This is a genomic window from Sphingobacterium thalpophilum (assembly GCF_038396785.1).
Lineage (GTDB): Bacteria > Bacteroidota > Bacteroidia > Sphingobacteriales > Sphingobacteriaceae > Sphingobacterium > Sphingobacterium thalpophilum_A.
Window position 1 is genome coordinate 5,545,866 of record NZ_CP151087.1, and the last position, 20,314, is coordinate 5,566,179.

Sequence of the window (20,314 nt, forward strand, 5' to 3'; positions counted from 1 at the left end):
AATTGTTTATGGATGGAAAAAAACATATTTTTGTAATTATATTAAAATAGTTTATATTATAGATGACTGAAGGAAAAGGAACAAACTTGCTTAAAGCAGCAAAGGAACTCAACATCGGGATACATACCGCCGTGGAATGTTTAGTGAAAAAAGGATATGATGTAGAAGCAAAGCCTAACACTAAATTGAGCGGAGAGATGTATGGTGTGCTGTTAAAAGAGTTTCAGGGAGACAAATCACTGAAAGATGAAGCTAAACAAATTGTGATTGGCAAAATTCGTCGTGAGGAGTCGCCGTCCTCTTCTCCTAAGGAATCATCTAAGAATGAGGATTTCGAAGATCATGATGAATCCAAGGAAATCTTGGTCAAGAATACAGTAGAAATCCCTTCTGTTAAGGAAACTACTCCTGCAAAAGTGGAGGAGCCCGTTCATCAAGGTGGTATGAAGGTGGTTGGTAAGATTGATCTTGACGCATTGAATAGAGGCGGAAGTAAGGTCAAGAAGGAAGAACCTGTTAAGGAGGAACCAAAAACCATTAAAGAAACGCCTGTAGAGGCTAAAGCTGAAGCTAAGGTGGAAGAAAAGAAGGAAGCCGAAGTCAAAGCGCCTATTGTTGAAGCGAAAAAAGAAGAACCAAAGGTTATTGAAAAGAAGCCGGAAGTTGTTGTACCAAAAGCTGAAATAGAAAAACCCGAAGTAAATAAAACTGAAGTAAAAGCAACTCCGGTTGTAGAGACAAAAACTGAACCTGTGAAGGTAGAAGACAAGAAAAAAGAAGAAACAGCGCCGAAAGCTGTGCCAGTAACTCCAATAGTGGAGCCTGCGAAAAAACAAGGAGATGAAATTATTTCTGCTCGTGCGGAAAGATTGACAGGTCCTAAAGTCATTGGTAAAATTGAATTACCATCTGCTAGACCTTCCCACAAACCAGTGGCTTCATCTTCAAATGCTGGAAATAATAATGAGAAACGTAAGCGTAAGCGTACGAATCCAAATGGTCCAGTAAACCCAAATGCGGGGCAAGGTCAAGGTCATAATAATCAAAACCGTGGACCGCGCGATGGTAACAATCCCAACAACCGGGACCAACAAGGAGGTAACCGAGGTGGGAATCATGGTCCTAACAACAACCCGAACAATCGTCAAGGGCAAAACAACAACCAACACCCAGGTAGACCGGGACAAGGAGGTAACAACCAACACTCAGGTAGACCAGGACAAGGTACGAGACCGCAACACGGTAATCGTTTTGACAATAGAGGTAAGGGAAGACCTGTTGAGAATAAGGAAGAACCTACTGAAAAGGAAATCCAAGATCAAATCAAAGCAACACTTGCTCGTTTGAGTGGCGCAGGTAAATCTGGTAAATTTGCGCAACGTGCCAAATTGAGACGTCAGAAACGTGATGATGTTGCTCAACATGCGGAAGAAGCTGCAATGGAGCAAGAAATGATGGCAAAAGTATTGCGTGTTACAGAGTTCGTAACTGCAAACGAATTAGCTAATTTGATGGACGTTCAGGTAACCCAAATTATTGCAACTTGTATGAGTTTGGGTATGTTCGTGTCAATTAATCAGCGTTTAGATGCGGAAACTTTAACCATTGTAGCGGATGAATTTGGTTATCAGGTAGAGTTTATCAAACCTGAGGATGAGGAGACTGCTGAATTGGAGGAACCGGATACAGAAGAGAACTTGATTTCAAGAGCGCCTATTGTAACGGTCATGGGACACGTCGACCATGGTAAGACCTCTTTATTGGATTATATCCGTAAGGCGAACGTTACTTCTGGTGAGGCGGGTGGTATCACCCAACATATCGGTGCATACGCGGTGAAATTGGAGGATGGTCGGAAGATCACTTTCTTGGATACCCCTGGTCACGAGGCTTTTACAGCGATGCGTGCCCGTGGTGCCAAAGTAACAGATATTGTTATTATTGTTATCGCAGCTGACGACGCCGTCATGCCGCAAACAAAAGAAGCGATCAACCACGCGCAGGCAGCAGGAGTTCCAATCGTATTTGCATTTACTAAAGTAGATAAACCGGGAGCAAATCCTGATAGAATCCGTGAGCAGCTTTCTGCGATGAATATCTTAGTTGAAGACTGGGGCGGTAAGTTCCAAGCGCAAGAGATTTCAGCAAAAACGGGGGAAAATGTTGACCTATTATTAGAGAAAGTTCTATTGGAAGCTGAGATGTTAGATCTAAAAGCTGATCCGAAAAAACGTGCTGTTGGTTCAGTAATTGAAGCAGCTTTGGATAAAGGTCGTGGTATCGTGACAACGGTGTTGATACAAAGTGGTACATTACGTGTTGGAGACCCTATTTTAGCGGGATCACATTCAGGTAAGGTGAAGGCTTTGACTAATGAAAGAGGTGAACGTGTTAAAGAGGCGGGACCTTCTGTTCCAGTGCAAATCTTGGGTATGGCCGGCGCACCAACAGCAGGGGATAAGCTTTATGTTCTTGAAAGCGAGTCTGAAGCTAGAACTGTAGCTAACAAACGTCTTCAGTTACAACGCGAGCAAGGCATGCGTGCAACTAAACATATTACCTTGGATGAAATCGGTCGTCGTTTGGCTATCGGTAACTTTAAAGAACTTAATATTATCGTTAAAGGTGATGTGGACGGTTCTATTGAAGCATTATCAGATTCATTATTGAAATTGTCTACTGACGAAATTCAGGTTAATATCATTCACAAATCAGTGGGTGCAATCTCTGAATCAGATGTATTGTTAGCTTCTGCTTCCGATGCGATTATCATAGGTTTCCAAGTACGTCCAACACAAAACGCACGTAAGTTGGCAGAGAACGAGCAAATTGATGTACGTTTATATTCGATCATCTATGATGCGATTGATGAAATCAAATCTGCGATGGAGGGTATGTTGGCGCCGAAATTTGAAGAGAAAATCGTTGCTGAGGTTGAAATCAGAGAAACCTTCAAAATTTCTAAAGTGGGTACGATTGCCGGATGTATGGTTAAAGAAGGTAAGATCAATAGAAATAATGATATCCGCATAATCAGAGATGGTGTTGTAATTCATACTGGTAAACTGGCATCGTTGAAACGTTTTAAAGACGATGTGAAAGAAGTTTCAATGGGTTATGAATGTGGTTTGAATATTGACCGTTTCAACGATATTCAAGTAGGAGATATTGTTGAAGCTTACGAACAAGTTGAAGTGAAACGTAAATTGTAATCACTTAGTGATACACTAATAAAACAGAAAGCGGCATTGATTTTAATCAATGCCGCTTTCTGTTTTAACGTTCGTATAGTTCTATTGGAACCTGATCAGGATCAAAGAAGAATGTAAAGCGTTTATTTGTTAACTCGTCTATTCTGATCCCTTCATGTGATACACCTGCTTTTTCGAGCTTATTTAATTCGATGTCGAGATTATCGACTTCGAATGCAAGATGTCTTAAACCGGCAGCTTCTGGAAAGCTGAGCCGATTAGGCGGTGATGGGAACGAAAAAAGTTCTATAATGTAATGATCGTTGAGTTTGAGGTCCAGTTTGTAAGAATCACGTTCCACACGATAGTATTCTCTAGCAATCTCTAGGCCCAGTATGCCCGTGTAGAATTTCTTTGAACGTTCATAATTGCTACAGATAATGGCAATATGATGTATCTTGTTGAGGTTTAATTTCATCTTTAAATACTTATCTCATGGCATTTGTTATATCTTTTGTTCGTTTAGGATATGGAGCATATACAGACTATTTTACCATGTCTCTCCTATTATTTTGCTCTTTCATATTGTTTAGGCCAAGGAACTTCAGCGTCTAATTCTTTGGCAAAATGTAATGGAAGGTGTGGATCATCAAGAAATCCCCGTGCGATTAAGATTAAATCTGCTTGCTTTCGCGTAATGATCTCGGATGCTTCAATAGCAGTTTTAATTAAACCTACAGTGGCAACGTTATTCTTGGTATTCTCCTTAATAGCGGTGGCGAAAGGGAGCTGATATGCTGGTCCTACATCTATTTTTTGATAGGAGACCAATCCTCCACTTGAAACATCAATCAGGTCTACCCCCAATGCATATAGCTGTTGTGATAAGGCTATGGATTGCTTTAAGTCCCAGCCGGCTTCGGCCCAGTCAGTTGCTGAAATACGTACCCATAAACTTTGGCTTGTTATTTCTTGTTTTACTCTTTTCACAATTTCAATAAGAAAGCGTATTCTATTTTCAAAGATCCCGCCGAAAGTGTCTTTTCGTAAGTTGCTCAGTGGTGAAAGAAATTGATGGATCAGATATCCATGTGCTGCATGGAGTTCAATAATTTCATAGCCGGCTTGGATTGCTCTTTTCGTCGCTGTTCCAAATTGTTCAATCAGATTTTCAATGGCGGAAACATCAAGTTCCTGTGGTTCATAATCTCCTGCATGGAAAGCTATTGCAGATGGAGCAACTGTTTGCCAGCCCTGAGGGTCCGTTGGTGAAAATTGATTCCTGCCAAGCCAAGGTTTATTGCTGCTTGCTTTGCGGCCTGCATGGGCAAGTTGTATGCCGGGTATGGAATTATTTGCTTTAATGAACTCGGTTATTTCTTTTAATTTTTCGATATGCTGGTCGTCCCATAAACCAAGGTCTCCATCACTGATTCGACCGTCAGGGCTAACTGCTGTTGCTTCTTGTATTACTGCTGCAGCTCCGCCGATTGCAAATTGGCCCAAATGAACCAAATGCCAGTTATTTGCAAAACCATCTTTTGCCGAGTATTGACACATTGGGGATACAACCAAACGATTTTTCAATTGTAAATTTCCGATGTTTACTGATGAAAATAATTGACTCATAATTGCTTGTTTATAGAAGATAGGAGCAATGAAAGCTCCTATCTTGATCAATTTCTTTGTATCATAAAAAAAAGCCATTAAAAGGGCTGTATTTGACCCTGATGAATAGCTATTCGATTATTAGGGATTTGTAGACCATAAAGAAGCTGATTTTAACATTGCTCTTCTTGGTAGTTTTAAATTAGCAATGATCAGCTCCGCGAAATCTTCAGGCTGAAGAACTTTTTCTGGATCACCATCGGTAAGTCCAAGATCTTTGGACATATCCGAGGCAATCGTACTAGGCATAAGTGTACATACCCGAATATTGTTTTTCCGTACTTCCCGCATTAAAGAATCGGCGAAGCCGATGACGCCAAACTTTGATGCACTATAAGCGGAAGTGGTGGCTGCGCCATTTAATCCGGCAGTCGAAGATACCATAATGATATCGCCTTGATTTTTTTCAATCAGTTGCGGAAGAATAGTTTTTGTAACAAAATATGTACCCAGGAGATTCGTTTGAATGATCGATGTCCAATCGGCAACATCCATGTCGAGCACAGTGGAAAACGATGCTACTCCCGCATTGTTAACTAATATGTCAAAGCTACCGAAGGTATTTTTCAATCGCTCGATCTCCTCCTGTACTGCACTATAATTTGATACGTCAAAGACGGTATAAGTGACCTCAGTGCCCAGCTCGGCAAGTTCCGTGGCCGTATCCTTTAAAGCAGCTTCATTTCTACCGGTAATCGCGATATGAACACCTTCTTTCGCTAATGCATAGGCAATCGCTTTTCCCAATCCTCGCGCACCACCCGTAATTAAGGCTCTTTTTCCTGTTATATTTTCCATAATATAAAAATAGGCATGATCTTTTTTATTCCTGTCAGATGATCCTAAGAAAGGCAATTTATTTTGCCTTTTTTAGGATATTTTCGATAATGGGGTAAGTATTGTTGCGTATGTCTTCAAATTGGTCCACATGACGCCATTCTGCTTTTGTGATATCTTCTGCAGTTTGCGGAATCAATTTAGGGACTTTGTTGACTCCCATTTCATACCAGTTCGTTGCTTTTAAGACGAATTCTCCATTTCGCAAAAAATAGGTATGGTATGATGTGGTGATTTTTTTTCCTAAGTAGTTGATTTTGATGCCACATTCCTCTTCAACTTCGCGTACAGCTGCTTCCCACATTTTTTCATTTTCTTCCACTTTACCTTTCGGAAGATCCCATTTTCCTAATCGGTAGATAAAAAGATAGTCTCCATCACCATTTTTCACCAGCCCACCTGCAGCTTTAATGAGCTTAATTTTATTTTTTAAGTTTTGAAATACGGTTTCAAAATCCTTGTTGATGTAGAGATATGTTTTTGGAACTTTATCAATTTCAGATTGTTTGAAAAGTTTTTGGAGGTCAATCTCTTGAAAACTAATTGTTTGTGGGTTTTTGATTTTCGATGGAACAAAATCTGCTAAAATTAGCACGGTTTCGTTCATATAAATTTTATAAATTTGCGCCATGAATAATTTAAATGAGGTTGAACAAAAAGTTGCTGAATCCTTATTGCAAATTAAAGCAATAAAATTGCAACCTAAAAGTCCTTTTACATGGGCGTCGGGTTGGAAGTCTCCAATTTACTGTGATAACCGTATCACTTTATCTCATCCTGCGATTCGTACATACATTCGTCAAAAGCTTTCTAAGCTTATTCAAGAAGAGTTTGGATCAGTGGATATGATTTCTGGAGTTGCTACGGCAGGTATTCCACAAGGCGTTTTGGTAGCACAGGATTTGGGACTACCATTTTCTTATGTCAGAAGCTCAGCTAAGGATCATGGTCGTCAGAATTTAGTTGAAGGTGAAGTAGTTAGCGGTCAACGCGTAGTTGTAATTGAAGATCTAATTTCGACAGGTAAGAGTAGTTTAGTGGCTGTAAAGGCGTTACGTGAGGCTGGCTGCAATGTTGTTGGCTTGGTGTCTATTTTTACTTATGGATTGCAACAAGCTACTGATAATTTTGCTGATGCAAAATGTCCTTATTTCAGTCTATGTAATTATGATGCTTTGATTCAGGTCGCTGCTGAAAATAGTTATGTATTGGAAGAGGATATTGAGATCTTGAAAAAGTGGCGATTGAACCCGGCTACTTGGGGCGACAATTTTCAATAAAGAGGATTAATTTATCGTTATGACTACTATTCAGAATACAACAGAAATCAACAAAAATGTCGGCGAGGTGTATGCGTTTTTGGCGGATCTCAACAATCATGAGCAGTTGATGCCTGAAAATATCTACAATTGGTCTTCGACTACGGACGAGGCGCGATTTACAATACAGAATATGGCAAAATTGGCTCTTCGCGTAGAAGAGCGTGTTGAGAATCATCTTATTAAGTTGACTCCTTTAGAGAAGGCACCTTTTGACGTAACTCTTCGTTGGGAATTGCAAGTTATTGCTGATACAGTGACAAAGGCAACCTTTATCATAGATGCTGATCTCAACATGATGATGAAAATGATCGCTTCTGGGCCGCTTCAAAAATTGGTTGACTTTCAGGTCAACAAATTAAAAGAAAAGCTAGGGTAGGTTGGTTCATAGCGAATATAAAAAAAGCTCGATTAGTAATAATCGAGCTTTTTTTATGCTAGTCTTTCATTGACTTTTTTCCAATTCACAATATTCCACCAATTTTTAATATAATCAGCTCTTTTGTTTTGATAGTGCAGGTAATAAGCATGCTCCCATACATCAAGACCTAAAATGGGAATACCTTTTACCTCTGCAACATCCATTAAAGGATTGTCTTGGTTTGGAGTAGAGCTAATTTTTAAGTTACCTGAGTCATCCAAAAGCAACCAGGCCCATCCCGAACCGAATCGTGAGGTTGCTGCAGCGGCAAACTGTTCTTTGAATTTGTCTAGAGAACCAAATGTCTTATTGATCATAGTCAATAATTTTTCGGATGGCTGGCTCGGCTTATCGGACAGACTTTCCCAAAAAAAGTTATGGTTCCAGGCTCCTCCAGCATTATTCCTTGCTTTTGGAGAGTACTTAGATATGTTTGCTAGAAGTTGCTCCTCTGAGGCTTCCTTGATGTTTTCAGCAAGAATGGCTTCGTTAACGGCATTAATATAGGCCATATGGTGCTTTGTATAATGGATTTCCATCGTCAACGCGTCAATATTAGGCTCCAAAGCGGCATAACTGAATGGTAATTTTACTTGGGAAAACTTTAAGGTAGCGGCATGTAATTCAGTAGCTTTCGCGGAAGCAATATCTTGTAATATTGATCCAGATACAGCGATGCCTAGCGTAGCTTTTGCTGCATTTTGAAGGAAGTTTCTGCGTGTTTGCATATAATCTTATTGTGATTAGTTTTGATATAAATATAACGTGAAATTTTGCAAATATTGTCCAAGAATTGTCTGTTAATTGTAATACAACAAAATTGTTATAAATTCATCTGTAGAGCAGCATGCTTTGTTTCGAATTTTGATGTACGGTAATTTCGCTACCCCTAATTTCTATTGTTTTAAAGGCATTTCATGGCAGTTATAGGACAGGTTGGCTAAAGAATTATAATTGTTTATAAAATCAAATTTAGCTAAGTTTGATCTATGTATACATTAAGGATTTCAAAAATCATCCCCCAACCTAATAATAACCTTACTTTTCAGCTTGAGTCTATAGCAGGAGACTATCCTTCCTATAAAGCTGGGCAGTTTATTACGCTTTCTTTTGTGTTTGGTGACCGTGAGGTACGTCGTTCTTATTCTTTTAATAGTTCGCCGGATAATAATGAGCCCTTAAGCATCACTGTTAAGCGTGTCGAAAATGGGGAAATATCTCGACTGCTCCACCATACTATTGTGGAGGGGGATATCGTCAACGCGATGGAACCTCAGGGTTTGTTTGTATATGAACCTGAACCGGAAAAGATTCGGACCTTATTTTTGTTTGCTGCTGGAATTGGCATCACACCCTTGTACGCTACTCTCAAAACAGCGCTTCTTGCGGAAAGTAAGTCTAAAATAGTGTTAATTTACAGTAATAGTACGCTGGAATTAACACCGTTTCGATCCGAATTGGAGGGTTGGGCAGACCGATTTCCTGATCGTTTAACAATTGTGTGGATTTACTCCAATAGTAAAAACTTGATGAAGGCCAGGTTGAATAGAGATTATATACATGCTATTGTTAACGATCATTTGTTTGGAAATAAGGAAGATGCCTTGTTTTATACCTGCGGTCCTGTGATTTATATGGATCTATGTCGTTTTACCCTTTTGGGGATGGGATTTGATTCCAATCAGATAAAACGAGAGACATTTCTATTGCCCGAAAATGAAGAGGATGATGATGACGAGACCGAAAAGGAAGTTGATACAACGACCTATGCTATCGAATTATATTTTCAAGGCAAAACCTATAATCTTGAAGTGCCATATAACAAATCTATTTTGGACATCGGGCTGGAACATAAAATTAAGTTGCCGTATTCTTGTAAATCCGGTATGTGTAGTACCTGTATTTCACAGTGTACAAGAGGTAAAGTAAGAATGGATTATAATGAGGTTTTAACAGATCGCGAAGTTGAACAAGGAAGGATACTTTTGTGCACGGGGCATCCGGTAGAAATGAATACGGCTATTGAAGTATTATAATTTAACATCTGTATTTAATCTGAAAATACAGTGTGTTGTTATAGGGCGTTATAGCTATTTAAAATTGCATATACACGTAAATTTACCTAAGTTTGAATATAACCGTTTTATAGCTAACTATTATGGGAAAATTACTCTGGAGCCCAACAGAAGAGCAAAAATCTCTAGCTGAGATCAATAAGTTTAAACAATATGTGGAGAATGAGCATGGCTTATTCTTTCCATCCTATCAGGACCTTTGGGCATGGTCAACGACGGAACTGGCTAATTTTTGGAAGAGTATAGCCGCCTATTTTAATTTAAAATTTCATTCAGCTCCTACAAACATTGTCGAGTTACCGGCAGATTCCACAAGCTTTATTGGGACAAAGTGGTTTAGTGGGGCTACTTTGAATTATGCTGAACACGTATTTCGGAACACAACGGAAAAGCGTCCTGCATTAATCTTTCAATCTGAACAGCATGCTAAAAGAGAGGTGTCATGGACTGAGTTGGAATCCATGGTTCTCAAACTCCAAGTCTATTTGAAAGAATTAGGTGTACAAAGTGGAGATCGTGTAGCTGGTGTATTGATTAATGGCATCGAAGCAGTTGCGTTATTTTTGGCTGCTAATTCCATCGGTGCGGTTTGGTCCTGTTGTTCGCCCGACTTTGGGGAGGCAAGTATTCAGGAACGTTTTGAGCAGATTGAATCCAAAGTACTCTTCGCAAATTCCAGTTATTACTATAATGGACGTCTTTTTGAAAAGGCGGAAAGTATTCAGCAACTTTCGCAGCGGCTACCATCATTAGTGGCTTGTGTTTTGATTGATGATCCTATTTGGGAAGAGATTCTGAAAAAGGATCTTACACAAGTTAAGCTCCAATTTACGGCAATGCCTTTTGATGCTCCAATATGGATTTTGTATTCTTCGGGAACTACCGGGAAGCCCAAAGCCATTACACATGGAGTTGGTGGTATGCTATTAGAACATATGAAAGCACTTGGACTGCATCAAAATGTGCAAGACGGGGATCGATTCATGTGGTATTCCACTACTGGATGGATGATGTGGAATTACGCGCTTTCGGCCCTTTTAATGGGAAATACATTGTGTATATATGATGGGGCTACGAATTATCCCGATAAATTAAGTTTATGGAAGTTTGCACAAGAAAGCAAGGTGGACCATTTTGGCGTTGGTGCTGCTTATCTCATCTCCTGTCAGGATCAAGATTTAAAATCCTTGGCTTATCAGCCAAAAACAATAGGGTCGACAGGTTCACCACTTCCACCAGATGTATTTGAATGGCTAAATGTACAGTTTCCAGAGAGTCAAATTGTCTCGCTAAGTGGTGGTACAGACGTTTGCAGTGCCTTTCTTTCGGGGTGTACATTGCTTGATGTTTATGCAGGGGAGATCCAATGTCGCACCTTAGGAGCTAAGATAGAAGCATTTGATGAGAATGGCCATCATCTTTATGGAGAGGTGGGAGAACTTGTTATTTTAGCTCCCATGCCCTGTATGCCCATCTATTTTTGGAATGATTTGGCGAATAAAAAATACTTTGATAGTTATTTTGATAAATATAGCGGTGTTTGGAGCCATGGTGATTGGATTAAGATCACTGTACATGATGGAATAATTATGTACGGTCGTTCAGATGCAACGCTGAACCGCGGTGGCGTACGTATCGGTACTGCAGAGATCTATAATGTTTTAAATAGAACCAAAGGGGTCTTGGATAGTTTGGTTATCTGTGTAGATCATGAAAATGGATCATCTGATATGTTGCTTTTTGTTCAATTGGACAATGGTTTATTGAATGATGCGTTAAAAGGGGAGATTAAACGGGAGCTTCGGCAACAATATAGTCCGCGACATGTGCCTGACGATATTTTTCAGGTATCGGCTATTCCTTACACGTTAAGCGGTAAAAAACTGGAGCTGCCTATTAAGAAGATTTTTTCGGGAATGACTGTAGAAAAAGCGGTGTCAGTAGATATTATGCGGAACAGAGAATCTTTGTTAGACTTTGAAGCGATCAGTAAAATCTGGAGAAGATCTTAAGTATAGTATGATATAAAAATACCTAATTAGAAAACCCCTCTGATGATGAAGTTTGTCGTTTGAGGGGTTTTCTAATTTAATTTTACTCCACTCAGACCTGTATAACACCGACATTATACCGTTCTAGAATAGGTTTTTCGTTGGCAGCTTCAATTCCCATGCTGATGACTTTTCGTGTTTCTTCAGGCGCTATAATTCCATCAACCCATAATCTTGCAGCAGCGTAATACGGACTCAGTTGCTCGTTGTACCGATCTTCTATTGATTTAAGGAGACTGTTGTTTTCTTCTTCATTAATTTCTTGACCCTTGGCTTTTAAAGCTGATTCTTGGATTTGAAACAGTGTCTTGCCTGCAGCGGCACCGCTCATGACAGCCATTTGGGCAGTAGGCCAAGCGTAGATTAGTCGTGGGTCATACGCTTTTCCACACATCGCATAGTTTCCTGCGCCATAACTATTTCCAACAATAAAAGTGAATTTTGGAACTACGGAATTGGCCATTGCATTTACCATTTTTGCTCCGTCTTTGATAATCCCCCCTTGCTCTGATCGGCTTCCTACCATAAATCCAGTGACGTCCTGGAAAAACACAAGCGGAATGTTCTGCTGGTTGCAATTCATGATGAAGCGCGCTGCCTTATCTGCTGAATCATTATAGATAACCCCGCCCATCTGCATTTCCATTGCGTTACCGGGTTTCTTGGCTTTGATAATTTCACGTTGATTGGCAACAATCCCGACAGCCCAACCGTCTACACGTGCGAGGGCGCAGACAATGGTTTTTCCATAATCGGGTTTGTATTCCTCTAAAGTATCTGCGTCTACAATTGCATTCAAGATATCCTGCATGCGATAAGGTTTTGTTCTGTCTTCGGGAAGAATCTCTACTATTTTACTCGGATCTGTTTTTGGAGGAAGGCTTTGCTTTCTGTTGAAATTAGCTTTTGGATTTCCACCGATTTTATCGATAACATTTTTTATGGCCTCTAAACAACTTTGGTCGTCGGGAAATTTATTGTCTGTCACGCCGGATATCTCCGAATGGGTAGAAGCTCCGCCGAGTGTTTCAGCGTCTACGGTTTCACCTATCGCAGATTTGACCAGGTATGGGCCTGCTAAAAATACAGAGCCTGTTCCTTCGACGATAAAGGCGTAGTCGGACATGATAGGGAGATAAGCGCCACCTGCCACGCAACTTCCCATGATTGCTGCAATTTGAGGTATTCCCATGGAAGACATTCGGGCATTGTTGCGGAATATGCGGCCAAAGTGTTCTTTATCGGGAAATATTTCATCCTGCATCGGTAAAAATACGCCTGCAGAATCTACCAAATAAATGATTGGAAGATTGTTTTCCATGGCAATTTCCTGTGCGCGTAGATTTTTCTTGGCAGAAATAGGAAACCAGGCTCCTGCTTTTACGGTTGCATCGTTAGAGACGATGACACATAGTTTGGATTTTACATAGCCCAGTACCGCTGCACAGCCCGCATTTATGCATCCACCATGTTCTTTATACATTCCTTCGCCGGCAAACATGCCTATTTCCAGATATTCTCGGTCTGGGTCCAGTAGATATTCTATTCGTTCCCAGGCTGACATTTTACCCTTTTCTTTCAGTTTTTTTATTTTATCGATGCCACCACCTAGTTTTAAATTTTCTCTTTTTTGGCGAAGTAATGCGAGTAGCTCCTTCATAATTTATAATCTTGGTTTTAAAAAGCTGTTGAATTAAGAATTTCTTATTTTTAGATAAATTTAAAATAAAATTTTAAAATATTTGCAATTTTATTCCTAAATATTTTGATATATTTGAATTGAATTGCCGATTGTAAATTTAATATTCATGCTTATGTTTATTGAAAATAAACAACAAATGGATATGATCAGACAAAGTGCACGAGATTTTGCACAGTATCATATCAAACCTTATGTGATGGAATGGGACGAAGCCCAAATATTTCCAATAGAAGTTTTTAAAAAGTTAGGCGAACACGGTTTCATGGGTGTGATCGTTCCTGAAGAATATGGTGGATCGGGACTCGGATACCAGGAGTATATTACCGTTTTGGATGAGATTTCCAAGGTGTGTGGCTCAATTGGACTTTCCGTAGCGGCGCATAATTCGTTATGTACAAATCATATATTAAGCTTTGCCAGTGAAGAACAGAAGAAACGTTATCTTCCAAAGTTGGCGACAGCTGAATGGATCGGTGCCTGGGGACTTACAGAGACCGGTTCTGGTTCGGACGCTGGTGGAATGACGACATTTGCTGAGCGAGATGGTGATCACTACGTGTTAAATGGTTCTAAGAATTTTATTACGCATGCCATCAGTTCTAGTGTTGCTGTCGTTATTGCGCGGACGGGGGCTAAGGGAGATAAAAAAGGGATGTCTGCTTTTATTGTTGAGAAAGGTACACCTGGATTTACCGCAGGAAAGAAAGAAAATAAATTGGGGATGCGTGCCTCAGAAACTGCCTGTCTGTTTTTTGATAATTGTCGGATTCATCGGGATCAACTCATTGGTGAAGAAGGGCAGGGCTTTGTGCAGGCCTTAAAATTATTGGATGGCGGACGTATTTCTATTGCGGCACTTTCTTTGGGTATTGCACGCGGAGCTTACGAGTGCGCGTTGAAATATGCGCACGAGCGTGAGCAGTTTGGGAAAAAGATTTACGAATTTCAGGCGGTTTCTTTTGCGCTAGCAGATATGGCTACACAGGTGGAAGCCAGTGAACTGTTGACGAGGCAGGCGGGTTATTTAAAGGATCATGGAGATCGTGTTTCTAAAATTGGTGCGATGGCTAAACTTTATGCGTCAGAGGCTGCCGTTAGTGTCTCGAATGAATCTGTACAAATCTTTGGCGGTTATGGATTTACAAAGGACTATCCCGCCGAGAAGTTTTTTAGAGATGCCAAGTTATGTACAATAGGTGAAGGGACTTCAAGCATTCAGAAAATGGTGATTGCTAGAGAGATTGAGAAAGATATTTTATAGCATATTATGAGGGATCAAGTTGTATTGGTTGATTGCCCAAGAGACGCTGTTCAAGGGCTTCATAACTTTATTGAGACGGATAAGAAAATTAAACATATCAATACGTTAATCGAAAGTGGGCTGTTTGATGTTATTGATTTTGGATCTTTCGTTTCGCCGAAAGCAGTTCCGCAGTTGGCGGATACAAAAGCAGTACTGGAAGGAATCAGAACGAATGAAAAAGTGAAGTTATTGGCGATTGTCGCCAATCTTCGGGGCGCGCAGGAGGCAGCTCTAGAGGAAAAAATCCACTTTTTAGGGTATCCATTTTCAATATCGGAAACATTTCAACTTCGAAATACCAATATGGGCTTGGCGGCTTCTTATCAGCAGGTAAAAGAAATGAAAGCTTTGGCCGACTCGCAGCATAAATCTCTGGTTGTTTATATTAGCATGGCTTTTGGAAACCCATACAGTGACCCTTGGTCCCCGCTTTTGGTAGAAGAGTGGATTGGAAAATTATGCGATCTTGGCATTCGGGAATTTTCTTTGGCAGACACAACTTCAGAAGCCGATGCAAATCAGATCTCAGAATTATTTAGTTTTGTTAAAACTCGTTTTCCAACACTGGAAGTAGGCGCACATTTTCATGCAAGGCGAGAGGAGAGTCTTGCAAAGATTGAAGCAGCTTATCTGGCGGGTTGCCGTAAATTTGAAGGCGCATTGCTCGGTTATGGCGGTTGTCCATTTGCAAAAGATGATTTGGTCGGTAATATACCTTCAGAGCTGTTGTTGCATTATTTTGGACGAGGAACTGATGCTGAAATAATCGGATTGGAGCATAGCTTCAGACAAATGATTTTGTAGATGGAAAAACTGAATTTTATTAAAGTGCACGTTGAGGGGCATGTGTTCAACTTGACCTTAGCCCGTTCGGATAAAAGAAATGCTTTTAGTCCGACAATGGTGAGCGAAATAGCCTATGCATTGAATCTGGCGAATAGCAATCCTGATGTTCGTTTAGTACAAATAGAGGCTGAAGGTCCGGTGTTCTGTGCTGGTATGGATCTTAAAGCTTTTGAGGACCCTACATTAGATATTGGAAATTCGGCAATTCCCAAGGTTGAAAAGTCACTGGCAGAAATATTTGCCTGTTTAGATAAGCCTTCAATCTGTGTTGTTAGGGGAGATGTTATTGCAGGTGGTTTTTTGATTGCATTATCCTGTACGTATTTATTTGCTCTCCCACATGTACGTTTTTCTTTGCCTGAAGTGAAAATTGGGCTCTTTCCATTTCAGGTGTTGGCGTTGCTTACAGAATATATGCCTGAAAGAAAAGCCATGGATCTCTGTATCAGTGGTCGGTCTTTTTCTGCGGAGGAGGCTTTGAAAAGGGAAATCGTTTATGGCATCCTGGATGCTGAAGAAACAGTATTGATTGAATTGAAAAGGACGATCCTGGAAAATGCTCCCTTGGCCATATCACGGGGTTTTGTAGCACTGCGAAAATTAAAAGAGCAAGATTATGATGATAAGTATAACTTTCTATTGGAGAGCTTGGCGGATTTGCGTAAAACCAATGATTTCAAAGAAGGAATGGATGCAATGCGAAATAAGAGAAAAGCCAACTGGCAAGATAGCTAATTAAAATGATCGAAAACTAGGTCTGCTTGTCAGCGGCGAGAATTCCCAGGGAATGGAGCTAAGGACGATCAGGAGAGCTAGTCCAAACCAGATTAATAATATTTTAAAACGTCGATCGTTTGTATCGGCGTTTTTGCTTTTAAGGGCACCTATTGTTAAGCAGATTGCGGCAATAATCATCATGCTACTGTGCTCCATGCCAAAGAAGCGAATTTGCCTGAGGTGAACTGCTTCGTTAAAATGTTGCAGAAAGTACTGTGTGATGGGACTCAGTACATAGAGGCTAAAACCCAAAAATAGCTGAATATAAAAAGAAATAACCGTAATTTTTACAAGAAATTGATCGGTAGGGGAGAATGGAAGTTCCTTTTTTCTTTTGTAAAAAAAGTTCACGAGACTAATCGTTAGCACAATCAATACCTCCCATCTCCATAAAGAATGCATCGCTAGAATGAAAGGATAAATGTAATTCATCATACAGACAAAGATGATAATAAAATAGATTTAAAGCTATTTTAAGCAATATCATCACATAAAATAAACGACGGTTTTTCATCAGTTGACTAATCTGTTGTTCAAGGTATGTCATATTTATGTGTATTTCTTGTTTATATAAGTTTTTTATTGTTTTGATTATTAGTTTGTTTTGTGTTTTGTTTAACTCTTGGTTAATACTGCTATTGCGTGTAATTTGGTATTCATCGGTCAGGTGGAGAATAACGATTAACTAGTCCAAACACACAGTTCAAATGATTGCAAGAACAAAGGTATTTCCTATTGAGTAATCAATACTACTCTTGTATGTTTTGGTTTTGGCTGTTTTTCGCCTCTCTGAGGTGCTGTTTGTTTTTCTCAAGGGGTTTGTGTGGTTTTAATTTATTTAGGCTTAGAATGGGGTTATTTTAGTTTTGGCGGATAGTTGTAATTTGTTCAGTTTTTTAACACGGATAACGCATCTCGTTAAAGTTGCCTTTTGTTTATTATGAATTTCATAATGTATTTAAATAACTATTTGTTTGTCATTGCATTATGTTTATTACATAAATTGAGTGTTTATGTTGTCCTATGCCCGATTGGCGCTATTAAAATAAAGTAATGCCTGAGCGTAAGCAAAGCCCTGCCTGTATTTTTTTTTAAAATATTTTTGGAATTATATAAAATTCGTTTCTATATTAGTGTATTAATTAAATAATACAGTAGTATGGTTACTATCCAAAATCTAAATTTCAGCTATAGTAAATCAAGGCCACTCTTTCTTCATATGGATCTTGAATTGAAGCAGGGGCATATCTATGGCTTGTTGGGGAAGAATGGTGCTGGTAAATCAACTTTGCTTAAGAATATTGCCGGTTTGGTATATCCTGTTTCGGGGCGAGTTGATGTGCTGGGGGATAACCCTAATCGAAGGGAACCTTCCTTGTTAAGAGAGATTAGTTTTATTCCGGAAGAGTTTTATCTCCCTGCCGTAAAATCGGAACAGTTTCTGAAGGCTAATGCAGGGTTCTACCCCAACTTCGATCAGGTATATTTCGATCAGCTTATTCGTGAGTTCGATATTCCTATTGAGCAAAAATTAGCAAACATGAGTTATGGACAGAAAAAGAAATATATTATTTCTTTCGGTTTAGCGTCTAACACGAAAGTGATCATCATGGATGAGCCAACGAATGGTTTGGATATTCCTTCTAAGGTTCAGTTTCGAAAGATCATGGCTTCTGCCATTACTGACGATCGATGTGTGATTATCTCCACACATCAGGTGCGTGATCTGGATAATCTTATTGATGCTGTTATTTTGCTTGATGATCATAAGGTTGCACTCAATGCTCCGATGCATGTGATTACTGATCGTTTATGCTTTAAAAAAGTAAGAGAATTGCCTTTGGATACACTCTATTCCGAAGAAGGGGTAGGCGGTTTTAATGTTATTCTCCCAAACTCGGCGGTAGAAGATTCGAAACTGGATTTGGAGTTGTTATTTAATGCTGTGTTACAGTGCAAGGAAAAAATTACGGACCTTATTAAACTTGATGAATATGTCAAATCTATTTAATGCTACGCGTTTTTTTGGACTGATTCGAAGACAATGGATTGGTTTTGGGCGAATTTATCTGATGTCAATAGGGATTATTGCCGGGGTAATTTTTGGTTTTTATGCGGTTAATTTGGGGTCAAATTATGATGACATCAAAAAGAATACTGTTTATTCGTTGCTAAATTTCAGAGCACCGTTGTTTTGTATCTTGGGACTCTTTTTTGTAACGGTTATCTCAAGTAGTTATTTTGCCGATTTAGGGAAGAAGACCCGGGCGATTTTTGAGCTGATGATTCCGGCGTCACAATTGGAAAAGTTTCTGGTCAGCTTATTCTATACGGTTGTCGTGAGTATTGGTTCATACTTATTGGTCTTTTATTTGATCGATCTGGCATTTGTTTCTTATTTGAGGAGCGTTGGTTCTGTGGTTGTAAATGAAGTGCAGCCATCAGGGGGGACGGTCAGTGTGGATCTATGGCAGTACTTTTTCAAGATTCAATACCCTGAACCGGCTTATTATTTTTGTTTTGTACCAATTCTTCTAAATGCAATTTTTTTACTTGGTGGGATCGTCTACCAAAACTATCAATATGTAAAGACGGCTATTTTTCTTGTGCTTTACTGTGTTGTTTGGATGTGTCTTTTTGTTTACTTAATGAAGACTCAGACCCAGGATACCGTAGGTACAATGGATAATAACTATTGGTCTGATTCAAATCATATTTTTGCATTGATCGGCGCTGTAGGAGTGTTGCTTACCATAATGATTTGGGCGGTTGCTTTTTTAAGGTTAAAAGAAAAGGAGATTTAGTATGGAGTTCAATGCAAATAAAGCCATTTACCTTCAGATTGCTGAGTATGTATGTGATCATATTTTGCTAGCGACCTGGAAAGTGGATGAAAAACTCCCCTCAGTAAGGGAATTGGCAGTTCAGATGGAGGTTAACCCCAATACTGTTATGCGGACCTACGATATGTTGCAGCAGAAAGAAATTATAGCCAATAAGCGCGGGATCGGTTTTTTTCTGACACAAGAATCGGTGAAGAATGTGAAGTTATATAGAAAGGCAATTTTTCTAGAAGAAGATCTTCCCTTGTTTTTTCGTAATATTTATTTATTGGAAATCGGTCTGGATGAGTTAGAGCAACGTTATAGACGGTTTGTAAGTCAGAATTTTAATCAAAATGAGTCATGAAATTAAGTACAAAAATAATAATGGGATTAGCAATAGGCTTATTCGCGGTTCCGATGCTTGTCGCGTCCTACCTTGTTCGTATAAATCGAGTGGATGCGAAAAAATATAATGCTGATGTTGAGCAGGAGGTATCTAAGCCAGGTGCAAAGGATGTTTATTACCGGTCGTTTCCCTTGGCAGCTTTCGATAAGCTTTATATTGTAGGTACCAATGCAAGCGGTGTAGGGTTGTATTGGGTGAAAAGCGATAAGTTTATGGTTAAAGTTAATAAAAGTCAAGCCGACTTTGTGAAAGCGAATGTTGATCAATCTGGCAATCTTACCTTAGATCTTTTATCAGGAGGAGAGGGGTTTTATAAGTCAATCTATATTTTTTCACCTGATCTTAAGGTTTTAAAATTAAAAAATGCGGGTATTAACGAGTTGTCCGCTAAGTTGAACGAGTTGACTGTTGTAGGTGATAGCGTTGAGGTATTTTCCCTTGCAGAAAAATCCGTTATAAATACGTTGAACCTGAACCTGACAAATTCCACTATTGATGATCTTGGCGGGACGGACAGTAAGGGGAATTCTCTTGTTGGTCGTTTATTTGTTAACACGACGAATAGTGTTTTGGGACTTCCGCGTACGAATTATCAAAGTGCAGATATTGTGGCAAACAATTCAGAAGTTTATTTCAATAGGAAAGGACCTGAAGCCAAAGTTGGTCTTCTGAATATCAAAACTGAAGGAAAATCATCTGTCCGTTTAGATAGTTTGCAATGGGGAACATTGAACGGGAATCTATCCAATGATACTAAAATAGATTTGCCTGTCCATGCATTGCGATCATTGCTTAAGTAAGGTTTAATTGGTGGATGTTGCGGTCGATCGTTAATAGTGGAGATCGATATTTTCTGAAAAGGTCAAAATTCCATAGTGGGATTTTGACCTTTT

At 39.5% G+C, this 20,314-nt stretch carries 19 protein-coding genes; 12 read left to right on the forward strand and 7 right to left on the reverse strand.

What is annotated here, in order from left to right:
- Window positions 1-62 precede the first annotated feature (62 nt).
- Window positions 63-3,212 carry a translation initiation factor IF-2 gene (infB, locus tag AACH28_RS24490; RefSeq protein WP_070567751.1) on the forward strand — a complete coding sequence of 1,050 codons (3,150 nt, stop codon included), beginning with the start codon at window positions 63-65 and terminating at the stop codon, window positions 3,210-3,212.
- A gap of 64 nt (window positions 3,213-3,276) precedes the next feature.
- On the opposite strand, the gene AACH28_RS24495 is transcribed toward infB, so the two are convergent.
- The 4 genes from AACH28_RS24495 to AACH28_RS24510 all read right to left on the reverse strand — a co-directional run bounded on the left by AACH28_RS24495 (window position 3,277) and on the right by AACH28_RS24510 (window position 6,303).
- Window positions 3,277-3,669, reverse strand: coding sequence for a VOC family protein (locus tag AACH28_RS24495; RefSeq protein WP_286841599.1), 393 nt, complete (start codon window positions 3,667-3,669; stop codon window positions 3,277-3,279).
- A gap of 89 nt (window positions 3,670-3,758) precedes the next feature.
- Window positions 3,759-4,820 carry an NADH:flavin oxidoreductase/NADH oxidase gene (locus AACH28_RS24500; protein ID WP_070567747.1) on the reverse strand — a complete coding sequence of 354 codons (1,062 nt, stop codon included), beginning with the start codon at window positions 4,818-4,820 and terminating at the stop codon, window positions 3,759-3,761.
- Window positions 4,821-4,940: 120 nt separating this feature from the next.
- Window positions 4,941-5,657 (reverse strand): 3-ketoacyl-ACP reductase, encoded by a 717-nt coding sequence (locus AACH28_RS24505; RefSeq protein WP_341831790.1) that lies wholly within the window; start codon window positions 5,655-5,657, stop codon window positions 4,941-4,943.
- 58 nt (window positions 5,658-5,715) lie between these two features.
- Window positions 5,716-6,303, reverse strand: coding sequence for an NUDIX domain-containing protein (locus tag AACH28_RS24510; RefSeq protein WP_341831791.1), 588 nt, complete (start codon window positions 6,301-6,303; stop codon window positions 5,716-5,718).
- A 22-nt stretch (window positions 6,304-6,325) separates the two neighbouring features.
- Here AACH28_RS24510 and pyrE point away from each other — a divergent pair, with 22 nt between their 5' ends.
- Both pyrE and AACH28_RS24520 read left to right on the forward strand, forming a co-directional pair.
- Window positions 6,326-6,976, forward strand: coding sequence for an orotate phosphoribosyltransferase (pyrE, locus tag AACH28_RS24515; protein ID WP_341831792.1), 651 nt, complete (start codon window positions 6,326-6,328; stop codon window positions 6,974-6,976).
- Window positions 6,977-6,995: 19 nt separating this feature from the next.
- Entirely contained in the window at window positions 6,996-7,394 is a 399-nt protein-coding gene (locus tag AACH28_RS24520) for an SRPBCC family protein (protein WP_070567739.1), read from the forward strand.
- A gap of 53 nt (window positions 7,395-7,447) precedes the next feature.
- Here AACH28_RS24520 and AACH28_RS24525 read toward each other — a convergent pair whose 3' ends face one another.
- Complete coding sequence (locus tag AACH28_RS24525; protein ID WP_115050679.1) at window positions 7,448-8,164, reverse strand: superoxide dismutase; 717 nt, start codon at window positions 8,162-8,164, stop codon at window positions 7,448-7,450.
- Between the two features lie 261 nt (window positions 8,165-8,425).
- Here AACH28_RS24525 and AACH28_RS24530 point away from each other — a divergent pair, with 261 nt between their 5' ends.
- Together AACH28_RS24530 and AACH28_RS24535 are read left to right on the forward strand one after the other, a co-directional pair.
- Window positions 8,426-9,472: a ferredoxin--NADP reductase gene (locus AACH28_RS24530; protein WP_341831793.1), complete on the forward strand. Its 1,047-nt coding sequence runs from the start codon at window positions 8,426-8,428 to the stop codon at window positions 9,470-9,472.
- A gap of 122 nt (window positions 9,473-9,594) precedes the next feature.
- Window positions 9,595-11,523: an acetoacetate--CoA ligase gene (locus tag AACH28_RS24535; protein WP_341831794.1), complete on the forward strand. Its 1,929-nt coding sequence runs from the start codon at window positions 9,595-9,597 to the stop codon at window positions 11,521-11,523.
- Between the two features lie 91 nt (window positions 11,524-11,614).
- Here the strand turns inward: AACH28_RS24535 and AACH28_RS24540 are convergent, their stop codons facing one another.
- Window positions 11,615-13,222: an acyl-CoA carboxylase subunit beta gene (locus tag AACH28_RS24540; protein ID WP_341831795.1), complete on the reverse strand. Its 1,608-nt coding sequence runs from the start codon at window positions 13,220-13,222 to the stop codon at window positions 11,615-11,617.
- Window positions 13,223-13,376: 154 nt separating this feature from the next.
- On the opposite strand from AACH28_RS24540, the gene AACH28_RS24545 reads away from it, so the two are divergent.
- Genes AACH28_RS24545 through AACH28_RS24555 form a run of 3 tightly spaced genes read left to right on the forward strand, consistent with a single transcriptional unit; the run spans window position 13,377 to window position 16,148 of the window.
- Complete coding sequence (locus AACH28_RS24545) at window positions 13,377-14,525, forward strand: acyl-CoA dehydrogenase family protein (protein WP_070567729.1); 1,149 nt, start codon at window positions 13,377-13,379, stop codon at window positions 14,523-14,525.
- A 6-nt stretch (window positions 14,526-14,531) separates the two neighbouring features.
- A complete protein-coding gene (locus AACH28_RS24550; protein ID WP_341831796.1) occupies window positions 14,532-15,371 on the forward strand; it encodes a hydroxymethylglutaryl-CoA lyase in 840 nt (279 codons plus the stop codon).
- Entirely contained in the window at window positions 15,372-16,148 is a 777-nt protein-coding gene (locus AACH28_RS24555; RefSeq protein ID WP_341831797.1) for an enoyl-CoA hydratase-related protein, read from the forward strand. It abuts the gene before it with no gap.
- Here AACH28_RS24555 and AACH28_RS24560 read toward each other — a convergent pair whose 3' ends face one another.
- Entirely contained in the window at window positions 16,149-16,625 is a 477-nt protein-coding gene (locus tag AACH28_RS24560) for a hypothetical protein (RefSeq protein WP_341831798.1), read from the reverse strand.
- A gap of 724 nt (window positions 16,626-17,349) precedes the next feature.
- Here AACH28_RS24560 and AACH28_RS24565 point away from each other — a divergent pair.
- From AACH28_RS24565 to AACH28_RS24580, 4 genes are read left to right on the forward strand one after another with little or no spacing between them, the layout of a single operon-like run.
- Window positions 17,350-18,201, forward strand: a complete 852-nt coding sequence (locus AACH28_RS24565) for an ABC transporter ATP-binding protein (protein ID WP_341831799.1) — start codon at window positions 17,350-17,352, stop codon at window positions 18,199-18,201.
- Window positions 18,185-18,994: a hypothetical protein gene (locus AACH28_RS24570; RefSeq protein ID WP_145328624.1), complete on the forward strand. Its 810-nt coding sequence runs from the start codon at window positions 18,185-18,187 to the stop codon at window positions 18,992-18,994. The genes AACH28_RS24565 and AACH28_RS24570 overlap by 17 nt, the downstream gene beginning before the upstream one ends.
- A gap of 1 nt (window position 18,995) precedes the next feature.
- On the forward strand, window positions 18,996-19,379 hold the full coding sequence (locus tag AACH28_RS24575; RefSeq protein ID WP_070567719.1) for a GntR family transcriptional regulator: 384 nt from the start codon (window positions 18,996-18,998) through the stop codon (window positions 19,377-19,379).
- Window positions 19,376-20,221: a hypothetical protein gene (locus AACH28_RS24580; RefSeq protein WP_145328622.1), complete on the forward strand. Its 846-nt coding sequence runs from the start codon at window positions 19,376-19,378 to the stop codon at window positions 20,219-20,221. Before AACH28_RS24575 ends, AACH28_RS24580 begins: the two co-directional genes overlap by 4 nt.
- The last annotated feature ends 93 nt before the right edge of the window (window positions 20,222-20,314 follow it).